This window comes from Arsukibacterium sp., assembly GCF_033721375.1.
Taxonomy (GTDB): Bacteria; Pseudomonadota; Gammaproteobacteria; order Enterobacterales; family Alteromonadaceae; genus Alishewanella.
The window spans coordinates 48,287-69,220 of record NZ_JAWWAP010000013.1 but is presented as its reverse complement, the minus strand read 5'-3'; the positions used below and the strand labels follow the sequence as shown (position 1 = coordinate 69,220).

Here is a 20,934-nt window from a genome sequence, read left to right as displayed (position 1 = left end):
TAATATTTTTATTGCAAAACGTACAATTCGTGCCTACAGTTTAGCTCTGTAAGTAAGTTGCTAAACCAGGCAGGGATATGAGCGCCAAACCATTACACCTTTTGCTGACACTGGCCTTATGGCTGGTTGTTGCCATTACAACACTAAGTGCACTGGTTGCGCTGGCGTTACCGCTACTGGGCGAGCAGCTGCTAACCAGCTGGCAGGTGCAGCTGGCTGCGACAACGGCAGCCGAAGTTGTGCTGGCCGGCAGCCAGACTGGCTTAATGCTGCAAGTTGAGCAGGGCGAACTGTTGCTTACCACCAGCGGCTTTAGTCTGGCACTGAGCCGGGCCCTGACCATTCTGCTGCTTGGCAGTATGGTTAGCGCTATTATTTATTTTTTACGGCAACTTGTCGCTAACGTTAGCAGCGGCCGGCCATTTAGCCGGCAAAGTGCTCAGGCGCTGCAATACGCCGGCTGGTTACTGGTAGCCCTGCCTGTGGTGCTGGCGCTGGAAGTATTCGCCCGCTTTTATCTGTTTATCCCCGATGCCAGCAGCAACTCGGAATTTGGTTTTAGCCATATCCGGCTGCTAACTGGCGCTGACAGTGATTTGCTGATTTATCCGGATTTTAACGCCGGGCTGCTGCTAGCCGGCTGCTTTGTGCTGGTAATGGCCCGCGCCTTTAACATTGGTGCTGAACTGCAAACCGACAGTGATGAGATTATCTGATGCCAATAGTCGTTAACTTAGATGTGATGCTGGCCCGGCGTAAAATGAAAATGAAAGAGCTGGCCGACGAGGTGGGCATCTCGCAAACCAATTTGTCGCTGTTAAAAAATAGTCATGTACGCGGTATCCGTTTTAATACCTTAGAGAAGCTGTGTCAGGTGCTGGAGTGCCAACCCGGCGATTTACTTGAATACATTGAGGAGAAACCATGAAACGACTCTCATCAATAGGGTTATGTTTGGTTCTTACAGCATGCCAAAACTACGATGTTGCAACGCTTAACGAAATCCCGCCAGAGGTTAAACAAAGCATTCACTCGGCGGTAGACAATAAACACCGCCCCGGGGTGGTTATTGGCCTTGTTAACCCTGAAGGCACCTATTTCTACAGCTATGGTGTGACGCATGCTAATGGCGAAAAACCGTTATCAGAGCACTCACAATTTGCGATTGGTTCGCTGACCAAACTTTTCACCGCAGCGCTTTTTGCAAGATTAGAGTCAAAAAACGTGGTGTCACAACAAACGACGCTCGCTGATATCTGGCAGGGTATTGACGACGGCGCTGAGACACGTCTGGCATATCTGGTTAATCACACTGCGGCATTACCCCGGGATTTATCCCACGAAACGTTAGCGCAAAACAGCATTGAAGGCTTATTAGCCACGCTGGTACGTAAAGCTGATTTACCTGCTGAACCTTCTTACTCAAGTGTGGGTATGGCGATCCTGGGGGGTTCATTGGCAGCAGCTATGAATTTGAGCTTTAAAGACCTATTGAACAGTGAAATTCTGACACCGCTTAAGCTAACCAACACGGGCTTTGAACCTGACAAAGCGTTACTGGCTGCGCGCCATAAAACCACAGTCCCTGTTGAGTCTGTGACCGAAGTCCCTGAAATTGCCTACGGTGCTGGCGGCCTTTACTCCAGCGCAACGGACTTGATCAGTTTGTTAAAACACGAAATGCAGCAAAGCGGGCATTGGGGTTGGAAGCATTATCAGGATGAAAGTTTCGATGCCTTTTACCATGGAGGAGACGGCAACGGTCATCAGGCGTTTATTGCATTCCGTCCGGATAATCATGTTGGTGTGGTATTACTCAGCAATTCCTCGTCGGACGATGCTCTGCAGGATATTGCCCTTCATTTGCTCGACCCCAGGCTGAGCCTGCCAAACTTTGAGCACCGCCCCCGCCAACAATTATCGGAACAGGATCTTGTATCTTTTGTGGGACACTACCGATTAGCAGGAGACGATAGTGGCAATCACATTGCGCTGCGTATTATCGATAATCGCCTCGTTTATCGTGAGCAAACCCCTGCCGGCGATTTGGTTCGCCAGACACCACTACATGCTATTGACGAAAAAACCTTTGAATTAGCCGATGTACCCGTTGTTATCACCTTTGAAAATGCGACGAACACCGCACGGGCAACTTTACGATTCGAAAACCAGGTGTTTACGATGGTGCGCGTAAACCAGGAGCAGTGAACATGCAAAAGCAGATCGTTGCCACGCTGTTTCTGGTCACTTGTGTCTTCAGTTCAGCTTTGGCCCAGCCGGCAGAGCGGGTTCAATCTATTGAGCAACAATTACTGCCGAATCAATACTTAGCGGGGCAACTGACCACCGGGTCAATTGCCGGAGTCATGTTGCGCGACAATATTCCCGGGCTCAGCATGGCCTTTATCGATAACGGGGAAATTATCTGGCAACGAAGCTATGGTTACGCCGACTTAGGCAAGCTTGCATCGGTTACCCCTCATACCGTATTCGCCGGCGCCTCGCTCAGTAAACCTTTAGCAGCAGTTACAGCAATGCAGTTGGTTGACGCTGGTAACGTTGCACTTGATAAAGACATCAATAGCTATTTAACCTCGTGGCAGGTACCTGACAATGAATTTACCCAAACTGCAAAAGTAACACTCAGGCACCTTATTGGTCACCGCGCAGGCATTAGCAATCATGTACCGCCGCCGTATGCGGCCGCAGAGCAACTGCCTGCAGTGACTCAGATGCTTAATGGCGAAGCACCCTATACCGGCCCTGCAGTGACGCTGTTCGCAGCGCCGGGTGAAAAGTACCAGTATTCCAATCCCGGCTATACGATAATTCAACAGCTTATTGAAGATGTGACAGAAACGAGCTTTGAGGCAGCGGTGCAACACAGGGTTTTTGAGCCTCTGCAAATGAACAGCAGCTCATTCAGACAGCCTGTTCCGGAAAGCTTAATGGCGCATCGCGCAACCGGATATAGCAAAGATCTGACTTCAGTTCCCTATCAACTTTATCCGTTTAAAGCCGCAGGTGGCCTGTGGACAACGCCTGCCAATCTGGCCACTTTCATTATGACACTGATTAAAGATTATCATTCCTCTGATAAGCAATTGCTTTCACAGGGAATTACCAGGGAAATGTTCGCCCGAAACCCTGTTCGGCTGGGCTTCAAAAAGCACTACGTCGACGGCTCAGACGATATTATCTTTGACCACTGGGGTAGTATTCCGGGCTTTACCAGCTACATGGTTGGCTCGGTTCAACATAAGCAAGCTTTAGTTATCATGACCAACAGTGATAACGGCTTCAACTTGATGGCGGCGATTGCCAGAACGGTTGCCCACCATTACGGCTGGCAGGCGATTAGACCCAAAATTTACCAGCGATACGACATGAATTTGCAGTTGCTTCCCAGATTAGCAGGCACTTATGGTAAGCAGGCTGGTAATGAAGTACAGCATTCGTTCGTTATTAAAGACAACACACTACAACTAAATCTGCAGCACAAGCCGGTGCGGGTACCGCTGGTTGCTGTCGGTAATTATAAGTTCATCGACCCGGTTGCAAATACAACGTTCGAGTTTCTGCCCGATAAATCAGGTGACGTTAACTGGCTGCGGGTCACACTGGAGAGCGGTTATAACTATGACCAGCCGAGACAGCAGACACTGACAAGCTTTATTGAAAAAAAGCTGACTGAGACTGGCGTAGAAGGGCTTGCTGTCGCGGTGATTCAGAACGGCGCGGTCGTCTTTAACCAAGGCTTTGGCGTCAGAAACACAAATACGGGCAATGCGCTTACCCCCCAAACACTCTTTGAAGCCGCTTCTTTATCCAAGCCGGTTTTTGCGTATTTTACGTTGCTCCAGGCTGAAAAAGGCGTTATTGACTTAGACGCACCGCTGTATAACTACTTACCGCACCCTGACCTTAAGGAGAGTGGCTGGCACAAATTAATCACTGCGCGAATGGTCCTGACTCATACCTCTGGCCTGCCCAACTGGCGCTCTGACACGGATGGCGAGCTTACCCTGTTGGTCAAGCCAGGCAGCCAGTTTCAATACTCAAGTGAAGGCTATGAATACTTGAGACGCATTATTCAAAAGCAACTAAGCGTTGACGACAGCGGACTGCAATCGTTAATTGATGAGCAGATCACTTATCAGGTTGGCGCAGGTTTGATGACATATATCTGGGATGCCCGGATACCCAGCCAGAAAGCATTTGGACACCGCAACTCAAACCCCACCGATAACCATAAGCATGACCGCAACTTTGGTGCCTCTTACAGCCTGGTAACAACCGCTGGCGACTATGCGAAATTTATTGCGGATATTTTAGTGCCTGATACTCCCAAAAAGCAGGAAGTTGTTAGGCAATTACTAGAGCTGCAAACGCATGTACCTGCTGAAAAAGGAGAGTTGCCACGCACATTCGGTTTTGCGACAAAACAGGCCGGAGACCGGTTAAAGTATTATCACTCTGGAAACAATGGGGACTTTCTTTCATACGTGGAGTTCGACCGCACCACCAATAATGGAGTCGTAATCTTTAGCAATTCTGACAAGCTCTTTTCTGCAAATCTGGCGAGAGATATTGTTGCGTATCTGAGCCATAGTGATGCAACGCTATGAATTTCACACGCCTATGCATAATGGTGATTGTTTTTTTTCGCAACCGAAATGCAGGTCAGTGTCTCTGTTTAAACCAGAGCTGTTTTCAGCTATCCACTTTGTGTTTATAACAATTAAGGAAGATAAAATGAAAATTTCAGTTGCGGTAGTTTTTTGTCTGTTGATGACGATGGGTTTGCAAACAGCATCGGCCAGCGCCTCCCCTCCCTCTGCCGTGGTGACTAAAACCCAAAGCATTGTCCGCGATGCCGCGATAAGTGGCATGGCTATTGTGAAAGTTGACGACGGCAAAATTAACTGGACCCATCAGCTGGGGATCAGAAGTGAGGATCAGAATATTGGTCGCCAGACAATATTTAATGCTGCGAGTCTGACTAAGCCGGTTTTTGCGATGCTGGTACTTCGCCTTGTTGCAGAAGGGCATTTAGAGCTTGATGAGCCGCTCGCTGAGTACTGGATAGATCCTGATATCGCCGATGATCCACGACATAAGGCACTTACTGCACGAATTGTGCTGAGTCATCAAACAGGGTTACCAAACTGGCGGGGGAAAAACGAACTATCTTTTTTGTTTTCTCCTGGTTCGCGTCACGAATATTCCGGCGAAGGTTTCGAGTACCTTCGTCGTGCCATCGAGAAGAAGCTCGGCATGAATATTTCTGATCTGACGAAAAAATATGTTTTTGATCCTGCAGCAATGGCTTCGAGCTCAATGGGTTCGCGTTCTTCTCATCTTGAGAACATAGCAAAAGGTTTTGATGAGAACCTGGCTCAGATTGAAACAGGGATTACCCAGAGAAGCGCAAACGCTGCAGCAAACCTGATGACCACAGCGGAAGATTACGCCCGCTTTCTGATTTGGGTTGCTGATGGCGCGAACTTGCCGGAAAGTCTCTATAAGGAAATGTCGTCGCCTCAGTCGTTACACCAGGATCCTGCTGAACGTTTTGGCCTGGGCTGGAAGTTAATTCCGCTTGGATCAGGCGAGGCGTTATTTCATGACGGTCGCGAGCGCGGTGTCAGAACCTTTGCCGTGATCGAACCATCCGGTAAAGAAGGTTTGGTTATTCTGACCAATAGCTCGAATGGCGATTTGGCGTATCGTACCGTGTCGTCTGCTGCATTATCGTACGCAGCCGCCTTTTGGCAGAGTACAGATCGTTTGGTTTGGACGTATTTTAACAGCCTGCCGGGGCAAGCTTTACGGCCCATGAGCAAAGCTATTGCACGTTCACCGGCATTTTTACAAACCTTCCTGCACGCTGCAATCACCAATTTAATTGTGCCCTCAGAGCTGCCTGATAACGATAAGCAACTGGCAGAACAAGCCGTTAAGCCACTTGTGTTGAAGTTATTAAACGGCGCGCTGGATCCTTCGCAAACGGAGGAGTTAATTACCAGTCTGTTTGCGGAAAAAAATGGCAATTTGACGTTAGTATCGACGCTGGATAAATCGAAGGCAGCAGCCTGGGTCGGAAAACTCAAATAGCATATGTAGTTGTGTGCCCGGGAATTTAAAGAATGATTATCAGATAGTCAGTCTGGATAAATCACTGCAAAATCGGCTTTACGACAATAAAAGTGAGTACTACATAAGCTGATTTTTGCTGGCGGAAATTTTCGACACTTTTGTCGAACGAAGGTTCTTATCCTTCAGGTGCTAAAAAAACGCCGAAATGGCGGTTGATTGTTTTGGTGCACCCGAGAGGATTACTCGTATCATCCTGATACTCGCCCTACGGGCCAGCGGAGCTGTTCCAAATCGTTCCAGACTTAATTACTCGTATCATCCTGATACTCGCCCCGGTGGGGCCAGCTAAAGCTGTTCCAATGTGCTCCAGGCACATTGGTGGTCGAACGAAGGTTCTCATCCTTCAGGTGCTAAAAACAAAAAACCGCCACCCTGGCGGGCCAGCTGAAGCTGTTCCAAATCGTTCCCAACGATTTGGTCGAACGCAGGTTCTCATCCTTCAGGTGCTAAATGTCGTTTAAACCATAACCTGAACTTCTAGTACATATATAAATCATTGGCTTATGCAGTTTTTAACCATAACTTGAACCCTGATTTATCAACCATAAACTGAACTTTGTAATTTTTCGCAACCAGTAACTTGTAGCTGAATTACAGAACTGAAAGTTAAACCAAGACTGCTTAAATTTATCTCGTTTTAGGCACGATTCCAGCTAAGACATTATTACGTTCCTTTTGCCGCCTTAATAACATCGGTAATCGATTGAGTCATAATTTTTACCGTTCTCTGGTCCAGATTATCACTTGAAGCACCTTTAGGTTCAAATCCGACGAAGAACTTACCAGTTAGCTCTTTCTTCACCTCTTGTTGTACGCTCTCATCAAGCGAACTGATATATGGATCTAGCGCTTTGATCTGTAGCGCAAACTTTCTGCTGGATTCAGCCTCTTCCCGATGAAGTGAAGATTGTCGTCCTGCATATCCAGCACCGAATAAAAGTACGCCTGTAATAGAGAAGCTCAGGAAAGCTTTATGCCAACTGAAGTTATCAAATGCATTTGCTGCATCAATACTGGTGCCTGTTGATTGATGATAAGCAAATATCAGCCAAAACGTTGTCGCAACAATGAATCCGATAGAAATCCAACGCCAGATATTTGCTTGCTTAGTCTCATCATTTGATGTTTTAGAAAAACCACCAGCAACACTATCACCAGATGCTAATTCATAAAGCTCCATGATTCTTTGATGCTTTGCAGAGGCATCCTGCTCAAGCTCTTGTAGCTCTTGCTGAACGGCATCCTTTAATAATGAGGCCTCTTCCCGAGATTTTTGTATTAGGTCGGTATTTTGTTTCCGGACCTCACTTTCAACTTTCTCTCTCCACTCCAGATACTTCTCGGCTCTTTTCTCCTGAGCTTCAGAAAATTGCTGTTGCCACTGAGAAATCTGTGAATCTGCCGACTTCTTATGATCTTCAACTGTACTCTCAAGTTGCTCAATTTGCAGGCGAAGCGCTCTCACTTCCTCAGTTGAGGCACTTAGCTCTTCCGAATATGCGTTTTTTTCTTCAATTACTGCAGACAATGTTTTGTCTACCGTATTTTCAAGAGATGAGATGGAGTCTCGGTTAGAGAATTTCCGCGAAAAAGGTAGCATCCAAGTTAAATGCGTCAAACATCCACTAATTTGATTATTAATAGATGTAATTGCCGCAATCGTCTGCACACTGGAAAGTGTGCTCACTTCATTCCAGATATGAGGATGCTGAAGGTTTTTGTTTAGTGCATCGAGCTGCTGTATTGGTGTTATTTCAGGGTCCAGGCCAGATATCGATCGCTTCAAATACCTCAACACCTTTTCTACTCGGCGGAATTCGACTATAAATTCTGGTGTAGTATCAGCCAAGTCTATACATAACCATTCTTCAAGCTGGCTTATCGTCTGATGTATAGCATGTTCTTTAAACTGTTCTTTCCAGCGACTCATTTCTACTTTCCTTTACTGCCTTAACAGTCACAGAGCTTGACCCTCCTTGACGATTGGGATCGCGACACAACCTCCCAAAATATCTTGGACCGAATATTTGAACTATCGTACCAGATAGGTCACCTTAGGCAGAATTAATTTTGGCCAAAGTTTGTGATACTCAACCTATTCAATTTATTAAGCCGCCGAACAGGTTGAAGCCTGCGTAAGCTAGAACAGCACGACGTTGCACTAGCAGCCATTCATCATGTAGCAGATGGCAGTAACAGGAAAAGCTTTGTCACTCTAATGGGCGGCGTATTCTGCAAAAGTAAACCATCAGGCCATACTATGGTATTGAGATAGACACTGAAACCGGCTTAATCAACAACGACTATCATGACGGCTTTATTACGTCAGGGCTAAAAAGCATTTGCTAACTTGGCAAAGCCATAATCACCCATTTACACCTGCGGAGGCTTGAATTTGACCGAAACGCTTTTCGCTCTAACTTGGGGCAGTGTTAAGAAGGATGAAGGCTTTCTATTTGATTGTATCTATAAAATCTCTATGAATATAACCAATGGTAGACTCTTCCTGTATATACACGTGAATTTTAACCCAAGAGCTCTCTTCATCTACTAAAATTTGGACTTTCTGACCAATCTGTAAATTCAACAGAATCTCAGAATCTGCTCTTGCTTCGGCACGCAGCCTAACATTATCTCCTGATATGATATAACCTGAAATGGTGGACGAATTAGAATGCTGTTTGAATTCTAATGGAGGTTTAAAAAACAAGCTAATTAGCCCGACAAAAAATATTATGGTGAGTAACCAGCGATAAAAAACTTTATGTCTCAATGTGCTATCTGCGTTACGCCCTTTAAAAAACCACTTTAATGGAAAGGTTTTTAAGGGCCAGGAGTAACTAAAAGGCAAAGGTAGTTGTCCGAAAAGTGAAGCAACCTCCACTTTTTGACTTCCTACGCTGATAGCACCGGAGAGCGATTCTATTTTTAGCACAGACTTAATTTCACTTTCGAGTTTTAGAGTTTCGCTTACCGCTGACTTTAGAAACACATGGTACCAATATGTATCCATGAAGTGTATCAGCTGAGTTACGAACATTCCGACCAACGCAAACAAAACGGCAGCATTAAACTTACAGCCTAAAACCTCTAAAAATATTCCATTATGAATTGATAAACCGACACCAGTAAGGAACGCAGAAAACACTACAACGGCAAAATTGCGCACTTTCATCGACACATCATTAAAATGCTGTTGAACCTGAGTAGATTGCTTCCAATACTCTATTAGTAGCGTAGCTCTATCCTTTTTATCGAGGCCCTGAAATCTGTTCATCTGTTAATACCACTTTTATTTTAAACGAGTCACTGTTTATGCAATCGTTTAAAATCAAATAAGTTTAGTAACTCAGAAAAATTATCAATTTCAAAGTCTGCTTTATGATTCAGAGCACTTTCTTTCAAATCTTTTTCTCGCTGAACCACTTCATCAGTCCAGTGGGTTACTGCTCGAAGGAGATTGTAATCATCTGGCCGCTCTTCGAAATGTGAAGTTCCATATTTAGCGAAGACAGATGACACTCCCGCCTCGTGCGCCATATCTATATCTTTAATTTCTGAGTCACCAATATAAACACATTCATCTTTATCTACACCAGCATCCTTTATGATGTCTAAAAGCAGCTTTGGATTAGGCTTTAATTCATCTTTAGGTGTTTTCCTAAACTCAATATTATCGAAGACAATATCAGTTCGCTTGCTATCATCTATAGGTAATTTTACATGATCACCTGGCGAATAAACTTTTTCTATAAAAAAGTCTAGCCCTAATCTTTTCAATCTAAATTTTGTATACCACTCTTTAGACTCAGTATAAGCAATAACTCGAACTCTCTTAGACCGAAGTTCAGCCAACGTATCATATACGCCCTTATACAGCTTCAGATGCTTAATTCGGTTACTTCTAGCTGCATGTATGGCTTCGCTAAATTCACTAAGGATTCTCTCACGATTACCATACTTTTTTAGAAGACTTGGTATCTCTTCCAGGACAAACGCATACTCAGCAGTGCCATGTTTTTGATGGATTGGTCGAATTTCGTCTATTAAAATTTTTCGGTCAATTCCACTAACCTCAGACGTTTTTTCTAGAAGCGGTTTAAACGTCGCACACCAGATATCAAACCAATCAAAAAGAGTATTATCTAAATCTGTAATAAGAACTGACTTGGCTTGTTTATATGTCATTGTTTCGAGAACCATTGAGTGTTGCAAAAGTGAAGTCAAATGTATCTCTGGCAGCGCCCTCTGACAAGTACAGTTTTAATTTTTGGGTAATGAAGCGCCAGATCTATTGGCATAAAACCGTCAACCACAAATTTTGCTAACTGTTTTTATGAATTGCAGGAGAAGAGAGTCGGGTTATACCGCTTAAAAAATGGCTAATTCAAGAGGATTACTCAGACTGTAGCTAGGAAGCGGCATCTCATGATTTATTCCAACCCTGACCTGATAGCTTATGCTCTCTAGACTTCCCTCAATATCGCCCAAATCAATAATAGCTCAGACTAAAAGCCTATATATTTTTATTTACGTTTAACTACGCAAGGCTATAGCCAGTCGAACTCAAATTAAGAACCATCGTGTTAATCATCTGCAATTGTTTGCTGCTGAGCCTCTGCAAATACTTCGTCAATCACATCGTCGTAAGCTCCAGACATATACTCCTGATTCGTTAGCAAAGCCTCGTAGTCTGATTCATCCTCCCCTTCAGGAATTTCGAAGGGATATTCGTCAATGGCTAACGCCATGTCAAAACGAAGTTTGCTCCCACCAACAGTTAGCTCATCAAAGCTTTGCGTTTCCAAGCGTCTGTTTAACCGTGCTTTTAACTTATCCCTGAATTCTTCTTTATCAGCGCTCGAGCCTGCGTCATTTAGTCTGGAAAACTTAGCTATCCCCTCATTATTCAATGTACGTTCGTAGCCTAGAGCTCCGAATTCCAGGTCATTAGTTTTCCGTTGCTGCCTCAAATGGAATAGCGCTTTAGCCTTTGTAAGCTTAACGCCATCTTCTTCAGCCCTGCCCATAAGCCAATTAACAGTCTTTAATTCTTCTTTTGTAGCACTCATTAGGAGCTGATTATCTTTGGAGGCCGCCTCTTTTGCTTGGGACACTTTTTTTCTTTTTCTTTTCAACTCTTTGGCGGCTCGATTATTAGACATCTGTTTCCCTTTCCTTATGATGGATTAATTTTACTGCCTAAATCTTAACGTTGGCGATAACTTGTACTATATATATCAGCTGTATTTAAATCCAGCAGTCAGATTAGCTTTTTCCTAGGTAAGGAATTTGAAATTAATATGTGATTATATAATCAGTTATTTTCGATAGAAAATCTTTGAATTGGTTAATGTTGCTGCGCTGGCAGAAGCGAAAGGTGATGCAATTGCTGTATTATCTGACAAGCAGATCCGGTTTTATGCAGTGCCGACGTCACTGTTTGAAGAAATGACGGCATTTTGTGAGTTTGCCCAGCGTGGTAACACTTAACTGAAACACATCCCAACTAAGTTTACTACTACAAACACTGATATAGAGAAATTTGCTGCTGAGATGGCAAAAAAACTTATGGGTAAGTAAGTCCCACACCAAAACATAACTGCGTTTCACTCTTTGAGACACAGTTTAAGATATTTCGGCATGCAGAATATCTAATGGGTATAGCAACTGTTTTCCAATGAGCTACCAAATTTTTACAGGGCCACGAAGCAATTAGCCACCTTCATAAAGCAGTCACAATTAAAAAAACCGCCTTGGTATGGCGGTCTCTTCGCAGCGCTTGTTGGTAATAACGCTGTACGTGAACGTACTTAATCTACATTTTGAATGGTACGACAACTTCTATTTAAAATCAAACTCCGGGGGGGCATTTAAGAACAATAAGCTAAATTCGGCATGCCGTAGCCCAAGCTTTTTGCAATAATGCTATGCCTTTTTTTCTCTTCTAGTTCGCGCACGCTCGGGAAATATTACTGTCACTGGATTCTGAAAGTCTGCCACTAATTGCTTTGCTACTTCAGGCGTTAGCTCTAAAGGTTTTTTTCGCAGAAACCATCGCCCCGTTGGGTTGTTAACACACATTTAATAGTAGAATTTGTCTACAAAATAATATCAGCCACCTCCGCTGCGGAATTTTCGATTTGAACTGGGGACATTTGCTTCCAGTTTCTCAGCCACCTACTCGGCGGATTACAACAAATCATAGGTGCATTAAACACTCTCGAAAAATAATTTGTGCTCTGTCATCTCCAGCTACAAAGAAAATCTGCGTTAGCAAGCTCAGGATTACTTTAGAACCACAGCCTAATTCAGCAGGATATTGAGTTGTTGCCAAAAGAGTCAGCGAAGACGAGTAGCTTCGCTTGCCTTGATCTCCTAGAACGTTGTTGAGGACGATAACCCTTACGAGATTGACTTGGATTCCAATCTATTTTTCTGCCTTCCTCACATTCGAGGCTTAGTAGCTTTGTTTCTTCTTGACGAGTACTCATCAGGGTAGTCTGGCAAATCCTTCGCCAGCAGAGAAAGCTCTAGAGCAAGGCGTTTTGCACGCTCACGTGGAGATATAGAGGTGTTGGTAGACTCCATCTCAAAAGATTGTTGCCTTTCATCGTATCGAGAGCGACTACGGAGTTGAAAGGTAAACGATGTAGAAACGTAAGGAATAAGCTCAATCTGTAATTCACTTGCGTGTCCAATAACACCAGCAATCCCCTCAAGCCCTGAACGAGCTATCATCTTTAATTCCAGGTAAGACATATCCGAAATAGGTGCGGCCAGTTTATCCTCGTCGCGGAGCAAATCACGCAACATACGAAATCCCAAGCCACTATGTAATGATAGAATCTCTTTCGGATGTTGGAGGGCGGCGTACAGCCCATACCAAACTAGCAGCTCCGGTAGTCCAATACTCTTAAGCATCTCAAAATGGTCAAGTCGACCTGGAGCTAACCTTGTCGCCAGGAATGCACATGCGAATACCAATGTATCATGCTCGGTTCGACTCTTAGCAGCAGTTAAGGCTCGGAGAGCTTCCTGTAGCAGCAGGCCCCGGTCTTCTCTTGTCATGGACTGAATGGCTTCAATACTCATTGGACGCGAGAGATAAGCTGTGAGGCCTTCCCAAGCCCGTTCCTGTCCTTCCTTATCACCTTTTAGAATTGAAAACGCTAGTTGGCCAGACGGCTGACTAGGCTTCTTATCAAAAGCAAGCTGAGTGAGGAGCGTTAACCCATTCGTCAAATGCGACACAGTTCTCTGTGCGCTATCCAAGGCTGCAGGTGAATTTAGCATTGAGTATACATCTAACCACCGAGTAGGGAGTTCCTGGAATGAATCCGCACTCACTTGAGCTCCGATAGCTCTACCCCAAGCGTAAGAAAAAGTGCGTTTGCAAAGCAATGGACTCTGCTGCTGCAATCCCACTTTTCCATCACTATGAAGCGAACCTTCAACTAGGCTAAGTAGAGCTATTACTGAAAAAATCGACTTATTTAGTAAAAGACTTTCAGTATCGAAATGCTGCTTTGCCTCTTTCCGTCCAATTACACGACTAATAGCGGTTAATGGAGCAGGTACCTGTGGTGAAGCCTTTAGAGAGCTTAATACCGATTTAACGTCATCATCACCAGCAACAACCAGAACTGGAAAAGAAAAACCTTCACGTGGATCAATATCCCAAATCAGTAAAATGTCATTTTCGTAGTTCAACTTAATTTGTGTAAGTGCGTTTACTCGTTTTTCGATCATTTTCATCGAACCGAGATAAACCTCAAAGCACTCACGCTTATTAACTTGTGCGATCCACATAACTAGTCCTTACCAAAGATTTTTTTCTTCGTCACAGGCGCTTTGGACGGCGACGCACTTTGTATTGCAGATTCAAGATAGCCTGGGATGGAATTGTGCCAATACATTGTCAGGGCTGTTTTGGCGCGTGTTATCCCAGTGTATATCAGTCTTTTTTGCACTCCACCCATTCTATAAAGATAGTCTAAGCCGGCGATGTGAAGTGCTCTAAATTCCAGCCCTTTTGCGGCAGTTAGTGTAGATAACCATATTGGTCGTGATGGATCAAAATCCTTTGAGTTAGCTCTAGTGATTGAATATCCAAGACCTGCGCGTGTCAAAGCGGAAAAAATTATATCCAACTCTTCATTGCGAGGGCATAGAATTCCAATGAGATCGTTGGGGTAAGCAAACCGCTGGTCGTTAATCTGGGTTACCATTGCAGAAATCTGCTCCTCAAGCGAAAGACCTCTTTTGGGCATAAAAGTTGAGGGATAATCAGCCTCTCGATAGTTAGAGTGCGTCCGAAGCGGAGTATAGTCTGGTGCATTCTTGAATATTCCGTCCGCCACACGACATATCGCCAACCCATTCCTAAAGTGAAACGTCAGTGGGTAAATTTCATCTGTGCAGTTACGGAGCACTTCAATGCAATCGTCAACATTGTAGATCTTCTGTCGAGAATCCGCTGTCGCTATCAATACGTCGGTTAAACATTTCATTAACCGGATCTCTTGAGGAGTGTAATCTTGCGCTTCGTCAAGAAGTAGAGCTTCGAACTGTTTACCGACGCGACCCGAATCCACTAATTCCTGCAGCCTGTTTGCACGCTCAACTCGAGCCTCGTTAATTTGTAGATTTTCACTATCAACACCCATTCCCTCACTACGCAAAATATCATTGAACAGTTGCGCATGTGTAACTATTTTCTCGGTTGGAAAGTCATACTGATTGCCTCCGAGTTGAATGAAATGCTTCAGCAGTGACCCAAAGACAACGATATGAAGGTTTGGATAATCTCCCAAGTACAACTGATTTGCTCGAAGCAGTAAAAGATTTGTTTTACCACTCCCTGGAGGCCCCATTATTAGTAGGCTTTTTTCTTCATCCAGATCGAGGACCTTCGCTTGCTCAGCAACTAGGTCATCTTCGTCTTTCCACCAAGTATCACTCACACTGCCCCCCTCTTAACCATTAGAGCAATAATATTGCCTTCGTTAGGCCATTTTCCCTGTTCAATCTGCATATAAGCATCTTCGAGACAGCTAACAAAAACTTCTTCTAGGTAGCTATTGTCGAGCAACAGTTCGATCTCTCCAGTATGAATGGGAGTATATGCTGGGAGCATTTCAATTTGGATGTATTCGTTAGCACAAGCCGCAGCAGCTTCAGCTCTGAAAATCGGTCTACCTAAGTTCTCGTCAATTAAAGTAAAGCGGATCGATACCGTAATCTTAAAAGGGATTCCTTTTAACTCATCTTTTTCGAAATGAATATATGTTTCAGATGCACATTGCTCGACATTCTTAATAGACTGAGTGCTGCGAAGCGGGAAGGCTTGTAGGTCATTCATAAGAGCCGCTAATCTTGACTCAATGCGGTTACATACGTCATCCAATGTTTTCCTTACCGAACGCGGGTTTTGTCCCACAGGCTTCTCTTGAGCTGCCGCGACTTGAAAATATTTTTGCCTTTGTCGAATTCGATCACGAGCAAGAGTGATTGATGGAGAATCATCAATCACAAGGTTCTGAAAACGGTCCCACGAAACAAGCTCTAGACGGGTAGCCGGATTTTTGATCAAGCAGTGATTCGCTAAGGTTACGCACCTTGCGTTGTCGCCGAAGATCTCCGGCACTTTCTCAATTACCGCCCGAACAAGGCATGAAAAAGGCTCGGAATCCCTTTCAAACAAAACGCGCTTCATAATTAGGTCATGCAATACTGCACCTATTTGATAAAACGTTACCGCACGCCATCCCTCAACAGAATCTTCCTCTTGTCTTTGCAGAAACTCAGGTGCCCCGTAGCGAAGAGTTCCGATAAAGGAACGCTGATCAACATCGGTTAAATTAGATAAGCCGATCGGGCGCAGGACACCAAGATCAAGAAGGATAGCTCTTGAAAAATCGGAAGATACTGCAATGTTTTCTGGTTTTATATCGCGATGAACCAAATTTCGGTCTTCCAGAAAGCGCGCTGCAGAAGCGAGCTGTGCAATTAGCACAGGAATCATTTCCGACGGAATGCTCAATAACGCGTCATGCATATTGGGATATGGAATGCACTCCATAACTATATATAAAACTTTGGTTTCTGGACACTCGCCGCCATCCAGAATATTCACCAAGTTAGGATGAGAGGCTCCAACGAGACTTTTCTCCCGTAGTATCCGTTCAAGTTGAGTCGCTCGCCCATATCGCTCAACAAGTTCTGGATGGAACACTTTGATCGCACCTACTTCGGCTTCTCGAGAGCAGGCGAGCACCACCGCCGATTTCCCTTTCCCTAAAAAGCTGTTGATACGCCATCCACCGACTTCTTTTCCAAGTAAACTAGCTACGAGAATTTCAGCTTGCGCAGAATCCATCATTCCCTCGAAAGAATATTTGCCACGTGATTACCTAAGACATTCAGGCCAACAGTTTTACTGTATAACAATATAGGAACAATATTGCTAGCTAAAACTACGCTAATGCCATTCATGTTTGCTGGTTTGTGCAGCAGACAACATAAAGTGATTTGGGGCGGACGGAAAGTGGCTTAAATACTAAAAAGGAAGTATTATTTGCAATGTAATTTTAGCGGCGGCAGAGCAGCCCCGCATCAACAACGTAGTAGCTCATTATCAGCAGTGGCGGTACCGATACCCCACATAAAATATAATTTTCGGAACAATCAAGATCTCAACATGCCAGAGTATTTATGCTTCTGGCCTTCTTAATTGATACATCGTAGCAGCTTTGTAAGCTAACTATGCTTGGCGGCCCATGCTTTTTGCAATAACACTATGCCTTTTTTCTCTTCTAGTTTGTGATCTCTCTCAGAAAATCTTACTTTCACTGGATTCTGGAAGTCTGCCACTAGCTGCTTTGCTGCTTCAGGCGTCAGCACTAAAAGCTTTTCTTCGAATGAATACTCAGACACCATCGCCCCCTTTGGGTTGTTAACACACATTTTATAGTAAAATTTGTCTACACAATAATATCAGCCACCTCTGCGGCGGAGTTCACGATTTGAACCTGGGACATCTGCTTCCGGTTTCTAAGCCACCTATGCGGCGGATAACGCCCCTCCATTGCCATAATGGAATAAAACTCGTTTCTAAGCCACCTATGCGGCGGATAACTATGGAGCAAACCTAATAAAATAAATTAAATCAATAAATTAGACCAATAACAACTAGCTACACTTTAACTTATAGAGGTATCTTTTATAGCATTAAAATTAACCACTTACCTAACGGTCACAAATTAAGGGTCGTAGACAAGGCACTGTCCCCTTAAACTCAGATCTATTTCCTAATCCGTAGCTACTGAACTCTGATAGTTGTTTTTTTTCGCACTCCAAACGGCCGATAAAAAGCAAGAAATCTGCTCCACTAGAGCTACCAAAGGATAGCCTATGTGCAAAAGGTATCTCAACACATCCACGCTCACTTGTTTTAGGAGCATAGTCGACACCGGCTTGAATAGCTCTTGATTGCAAACGTTTCAACTCTCTTTTTATAGCAGATGCGGATTCTTTTTCCAGTCGTCTTTCCCGGTAATAAATAAATTCTTGATATTGGTATTCACCAGGCAACGCCTGAACACCGCTGATTAGAAAATACCTTTCCTCAGCCATTTGGACAAAGTAATTTTGCTGACTGAGGGTAGTTAAGGCTTGTAGCGACTCAGATATAAAAGCGATGGTTCGGCCAATACTGCTTTGCTCCCAATTCGGGAATGACACACCAATACTGCGTATGTTAAATCTAGTTTGATAGGCATGCAAAATGCGAATACATTTACCCGCCAGGAACTCACAATTTACGTGCTCGGGTAAATATCGAATGTAAAAATAAAATCTTTTCACTTTGCTGCTCCTTGTTGAAACAAACCACCTTTTATCAGATTAGCAGCCAAAAAGTGAGCTCTGTTGTTGGGCTGCTTTTCAGCTTTTATCTCGTCAGTCAGTTGCTCGACCTGCGTAACGGTACTGAAAAAATCTAAACCATTTTCAGGTGTGCGCAATGCGGCACTTATCTTTTTATCTACCCCGTATTGAGCCACTCGTAATGGCTCGACAGCGTCATCAAGCCAATCGTCAATCTGAGCAATTGCCGCACCAATTTTATAGGCACCTAAAATTGGGCTCTCAGTGCCATCTACCATAGTTTTTTGGAATACCCGCCCGGCAATATATGCGCTATCCCGATCACTAAATGCCTGACTGGGGTATATCTCCTGGCAGGTTATTGGAATAATCTCAGCTTCCACCTCGCAAAGCAGAAATTTGCCCGGATTAATTAGCGCTTCACTAAACTCATCAACCAAATCTGCCCAGCCAGCTAAATTCTGTTGCCAGCCTTTTTGCCCTGAATGCGGCTGTACATTTTCAACTACCAGATTTCGACCTGTGTGGGTTCTGATCCTGATTGTAGTACTCAGTGAATACTGATTTCGCCATAACCAGGCACCAGAAATGATCTGTATCAGGTAACGCTCGGCAAGATAGTTATAGCCTTTCACGACTATGTAGGACTTCACAAATTCAGACATGGCCTCTATAACTTCAGTGTCATTGCACACCTCGGGCGCTATAGAGTTTGCATTAACAGTCAACGAGAATCTGCAGAAGACCCGGTTCGCGTCGTAAGGTACATGGCAATATTCGATAGTATGTGGGTTTCCCTCGCCAAGTTTCTTCGCTGTAGCTGAGGCTTTGGGAATCATTTTGTTATCAAATCCTTCCGCCACACCCTCTTTTTGACCGAGTACTTTCACTGTTTTAAACGGCAGTGGTCTTTCCTCTCCTTGTTTATTCACATAAGTGAAAACACCAATGCTGGGTGACAGTGAGCGGCGGTAGCTAAATCGTTGAGGCAGCTTCATGTTCAGTTCCTTCAGTCCCTAATAGAACGGCATTTGGAAGTACTGCAAGCTTCCAGAAAAATTCATGATCCAAAGCATCAGCGCCGGCAAGGCGTTGGTACACGTTCCCGAGAACCGGTTCTGCAAAGGCATGTGGCATATCATTCACAGTTCCCGTTTTATCAGTAGGTGTTTCCAGAAGTTGGTAACCCACTGTTGTGAGCAGTAGCTCGGGTACAAGAGTCATTGTTTCGACATCACTTTGCGAAAAGTTAAGATCCGGTGCCAGCCAGCGTCCTCGTTTCTCCGGTATGGCCTGAACTGCGCGATAAAACGAATCCATCCAGAGAAAACTCTCAAGCCGTTCTATTTGGGGGTGCACCGCCCCCTGACACAGTGAATTCGGAAAACATGAAATCAACTGGTTAGGCTCAAGGTGCAATTGAGCTTCAGGCACTTTGAAAACAAAACTGATGACGAAATCACAATAACGTGTTGTCAGAATGGCAGGGGTAACAAGCCTTTTGCCGTCCAGTTTAACTTCTCTGGTTAATCCACGGTCGTCGAATGCAAACTGATGTAAGCACAGTGCGAAGCTCTCAATCTGAAAAGTACTGTTGTTCGTCCGGCGTTGGATATTCCGTTCAAACGCATGTAGAAAGCCCCAGATACCCATTAGCGATGGGATGCCCACTGTGTAAGCGGAGCTAAATGCCGAAGCGCCGGAAATTTTGATGCCTGGCAATACCAGGTACTGATAGTTTCCCTGCGTTATCGGAGAGAGCTCATAATCAAATGATGCTTTGAGCATCAGCTGGTTGAGTAGCCTTGTAACATTGGGCTGATATGCCAGTTCACGACCGAACTTTGTCTTGCTGAGGTGCTCATTAAATTGGGCAACTAAAGCGCTGGCGGTCAGACCTTTTGAGATGTTGTATTTCTTAATCCAGATATCAATGTAATTAAGGATTTCTTGTATCCACTCATCGCCCAGGCGCTTTCGATTATTGTCTGTCAGCAGCATCTGCTCAGCCTTGGTGAGCTGCTCTAATGCCAGCAAACCGGCGTCCGGCAGCGACTGCTTCGGGTTCAGGCAGTGCCTCATCCAGAGTTTTTTGGGCACCGTCCTGAAAGTGAATACCCGGCCGGCAGTTGCAGCAGCCAAATCACCTACACTTGCCGCTCTGGCGTGTTTAATAACACCTCGATGCCGTTTCTCGGCCTTTAACGCCAGATGAATCTCTCGCTGCAACATATGAGATGGTACCGGAGTGACAGCACAGTATGCGTTGAGATAAGGTAACCGGATTTGGCGTAACTCCGGGCCAAGTTCAAGTAAGGTTTGTCTGGGCACAATTCCCTGCAGCTCTTTAGTCAGCCAGATAATATCCTTTTTATACATCCCTGCTTCAAAGAGAAGCTCTTTAAAATTCGAATCCCCGTCGCGGATCAATTCTGCGATGCAGCTTAGCCCGCCCTGCCAATTGAACGAGGCGCAGAGAAATAACTGGTAATTGATATCGGCAGAATTATGTGACCACCCAAGCCTGGCATGGTCTTTACACATTTGAGAGGATATATAGCCGGCTGGGAGCATTCCTATTGGCGCAAGTCGCAATACGCCACGGTTCTTATAATCAAGGTACTTTAAATTATGTGAATGCCTGAACCTCACAGTCGAAAGGCATTTACTTAACCAGTCTTGAGATTTTAACAGGCTATAAGCTTCTGTTGCCGAGGTGACATCCAATACATCACTGAGTTTTAAAGTCAGGTTTGCCAGAATATGGATAGCTTGAACCTCCAAGCCGTCAATACAAACCGCTTCACTAAGGGCATTGAAAGCCCGCTTCAACTCGACATTTCTAATCTGCACATCCGGCAACTGTATAAGCTCTTTTAAGTGCAT

The 20,934-nt window shown here is 44.5% G+C and carries 17 protein-coding genes; 6 read left to right on the top strand and 11 right to left on the bottom strand.

Annotated features, from left to right (window positions below):
- Nucleotides 1–77: 77 nt before the first annotated feature.
- The 5 genes from R3187_RS17975 to R3187_RS17955 all read left to right on the top strand — a co-directional run bounded on the left by R3187_RS17975 (nt 78) and on the right by R3187_RS17955 (nt 6,117).
- Complete coding sequence (locus tag R3187_RS17975) at nt 78–716, top strand: DUF2975 domain-containing protein (RefSeq protein ID WP_318968447.1); 639 nt, start codon at nt 78–80, stop codon at nt 714–716.
- Nucleotides 716–928, top strand: coding sequence for a helix-turn-helix transcriptional regulator (locus R3187_RS17970; protein WP_318968446.1), 213 nt, complete (start codon nt 716–718; stop codon nt 926–928). The genes R3187_RS17975 and R3187_RS17970 overlap by 1 nt, the downstream gene beginning before the upstream one ends.
- Entirely contained in the window at nt 925–2,208 is a 1,284-nt protein-coding gene (locus tag R3187_RS17965) for a serine hydrolase domain-containing protein (protein WP_318968445.1), read from the top strand. The genes R3187_RS17970 and R3187_RS17965 overlap by 4 nt, the downstream gene beginning before the upstream one ends.
- 2 nt (nt 2,209–2,210) lie before the next feature.
- The gene (locus R3187_RS17960; protein WP_318968444.1) at nt 2,211–4,628 is read left to right on the top strand and encodes a serine hydrolase domain-containing protein; all 2,418 of its coding nucleotides are present in this window, start codon (nt 2,211–2,213) and stop codon (nt 4,626–4,628) included.
- A gap of 127 nt (nt 4,629–4,755) precedes the next feature.
- Nucleotides 4,756–6,117: a serine hydrolase domain-containing protein gene (locus R3187_RS17955; RefSeq protein ID WP_318968443.1), complete on the top strand. Its 1,362-nt coding sequence runs from the start codon at nt 4,756–4,758 to the stop codon at nt 6,115–6,117.
- 706 nt (nt 6,118–6,823) lie between these two features.
- Here the strand turns inward: R3187_RS17955 and R3187_RS17950 are convergent.
- From R3187_RS17950 to R3187_RS17935, 4 genes are all read right to left on the bottom strand, one after another.
- On the bottom strand, nt 6,824–8,089 hold the full coding sequence (locus tag R3187_RS17950) for a hypothetical protein (protein WP_318968442.1): 1,266 nt from the start codon (nt 8,087–8,089) through the stop codon (nt 6,824–6,826).
- A gap of 522 nt (nt 8,090–8,611) precedes the next feature.
- Nucleotides 8,612–9,436, bottom strand: coding sequence for an SH3 domain-containing protein (locus R3187_RS17945; protein ID WP_318968441.1), 825 nt, complete (start codon nt 9,434–9,436; stop codon nt 8,612–8,614).
- Nucleotides 9,437–9,465: 29 nt separating this feature from the next.
- Nucleotides 9,466–10,347 (bottom strand): HAD-IA family hydrolase, encoded by an 882-nt coding sequence (locus R3187_RS17940; RefSeq protein ID WP_318968440.1) that lies wholly within the window; start codon nt 10,345–10,347, stop codon nt 9,466–9,468.
- Between the two features lie 398 nt (nt 10,348–10,745).
- Nucleotides 10,746–11,324 carry a hypothetical protein gene (locus tag R3187_RS17935; protein WP_318968439.1) on the bottom strand — a complete coding sequence of 193 codons (579 nt, stop codon included), beginning with the start codon at nt 11,322–11,324 and terminating at the stop codon, nt 10,746–10,748.
- A gap of 181 nt (nt 11,325–11,505) precedes the next feature.
- Here R3187_RS17935 and R3187_RS17930 point away from each other — a divergent pair, with 181 nt between their 5' ends.
- Entirely contained in the window at nt 11,506–11,652 is a 147-nt protein-coding gene (locus R3187_RS17930) for a hypothetical protein (RefSeq protein WP_318968438.1), read from the top strand.
- Nucleotides 11,653–12,606: 954 nt separating this feature from the next.
- On the opposite strand, the gene R3187_RS17925 is transcribed toward R3187_RS17930, so the two are convergent.
- The 7 genes from R3187_RS17925 to R3187_RS17895 form a co-directional block, all read right to left on the bottom strand.
- A complete protein-coding gene (locus tag R3187_RS17925) occupies nt 12,607–13,971 on the bottom strand; it encodes a hypothetical protein (RefSeq protein ID WP_318968437.1) in 1,365 nt (454 codons plus the stop codon).
- A gap of 2 nt (nt 13,972–13,973) precedes the next feature.
- Complete coding sequence (locus R3187_RS17920; RefSeq protein WP_318968436.1) at nt 13,974–15,125, bottom strand: ATP-binding domain-containing protein; 1,152 nt, start codon at nt 15,123–15,125, stop codon at nt 13,974–13,976.
- Nucleotides 15,122–16,543, bottom strand: coding sequence for a protein kinase domain-containing protein (locus R3187_RS17915; protein ID WP_318968435.1), 1,422 nt, complete (start codon nt 16,541–16,543; stop codon nt 15,122–15,124). Before R3187_RS17915 ends, R3187_RS17920 begins: the two co-directional genes overlap by 4 nt.
- A gap of 377 nt (nt 16,544–16,920) precedes the next feature.
- Nucleotides 16,921–17,097 (bottom strand): hypothetical protein, encoded by a 177-nt coding sequence (locus tag R3187_RS17910; protein WP_318968434.1) that lies wholly within the window; start codon nt 17,095–17,097, stop codon nt 16,921–16,923.
- Nucleotides 17,098–17,409: 312 nt separating this feature from the next.
- Complete coding sequence (gene cas6f / locus R3187_RS17905; RefSeq protein ID WP_318968433.1) at nt 17,410–18,027, bottom strand: type I-F CRISPR-associated endoribonuclease Cas6/Csy4; 618 nt, start codon at nt 18,025–18,027, stop codon at nt 17,410–17,412.
- Nucleotides 18,024–19,046 (bottom strand): type I-F CRISPR-associated protein Csy3, encoded by a 1,023-nt coding sequence (gene csy3 / locus R3187_RS17900; RefSeq protein ID WP_318968432.1) that lies wholly within the window; start codon nt 19,044–19,046, stop codon nt 18,024–18,026. Before csy3 ends, cas6f begins: the two co-directional genes overlap by 4 nt.
- Nucleotides 19,024–20,934: a type I-F CRISPR-associated protein Csy2 gene (locus tag R3187_RS17895; protein WP_318968431.1), complete on the bottom strand. Its 1,911-nt coding sequence runs from the start codon at nt 20,932–20,934 to the stop codon at nt 19,024–19,026. Before R3187_RS17895 ends, csy3 begins: the two co-directional genes overlap by 23 nt.

Bases quoted from the DNA above. Each gene is read 5' to 3' on its own strand.
- R3187_RS17955 (WP_318968443.1), top strand. From the start codon at position 4,756: ATGAAAATTTCAGTTGCGGTAGTTTTTTGTCTGTTGATGACGATGGGT.
- R3187_RS17895 (WP_318968431.1), bottom strand. From the start codon at position 20,934: ATGCACTTAAAAGAGCTTATACAGTTGCCGGATGTGCAGATTAGAAAT.
- R3187_RS17970 (WP_318968446.1), top strand. From the start codon at position 716: ATGCCAATAGTCGTTAACTTAGATGTGATGCTGGCCCGGCGTAAAATG.
- R3187_RS17915 (WP_318968435.1), bottom strand. From the start codon at position 16,543: ATGATGGATTCTGCGCAAGCTGAAATTCTCGTAGCTAGTTTACTTGGA.
- R3187_RS17945 (WP_318968441.1), bottom strand. From the start codon at position 9,436: ATGAACAGATTTCAGGGCCTCGATAAAAAGGATAGAGCTACGCTACTA.
- R3187_RS17965 (WP_318968445.1), top strand. From the start codon at position 925: ATGAAACGACTCTCATCAATAGGGTTATGTTTGGTTCTTACAGCATGC.
- R3187_RS17935 (WP_318968439.1), bottom strand. From the start codon at position 11,324: ATGTCTAATAATCGAGCCGCCAAAGAGTTGAAAAGAAAAAGAAAAAAA.
- R3187_RS17940 (WP_318968440.1), bottom strand. From the start codon at position 10,347: ATGACATATAAACAAGCCAAGTCAGTTCTTATTACAGATTTAGATAAT.
- R3187_RS17950 (WP_318968442.1), bottom strand. From the start codon at position 8,089: ATGAGTCGCTGGAAAGAACAGTTTAAAGAACATGCTATACATCAGACG.
- csy3 (WP_318968432.1), bottom strand. From the start codon at position 19,046: ATGAAGCTGCCTCAACGATTTAGCTACCGCCGCTCACTGTCACCCAGC.
- R3187_RS17960 (WP_318968444.1), top strand. From the start codon at position 2,211: ATGCAAAAGCAGATCGTTGCCACGCTGTTTCTGGTCACTTGTGTCTTC.
- R3187_RS17975 (WP_318968447.1), top strand. From the start codon at position 78: ATGAGCGCCAAACCATTACACCTTTTGCTGACACTGGCCTTATGGCTG.
- R3187_RS17925 (WP_318968437.1), bottom strand. From the start codon at position 13,971: ATGTGGATCGCACAAGTTAATAAGCGTGAGTGCTTTGAGGTTTATCTC.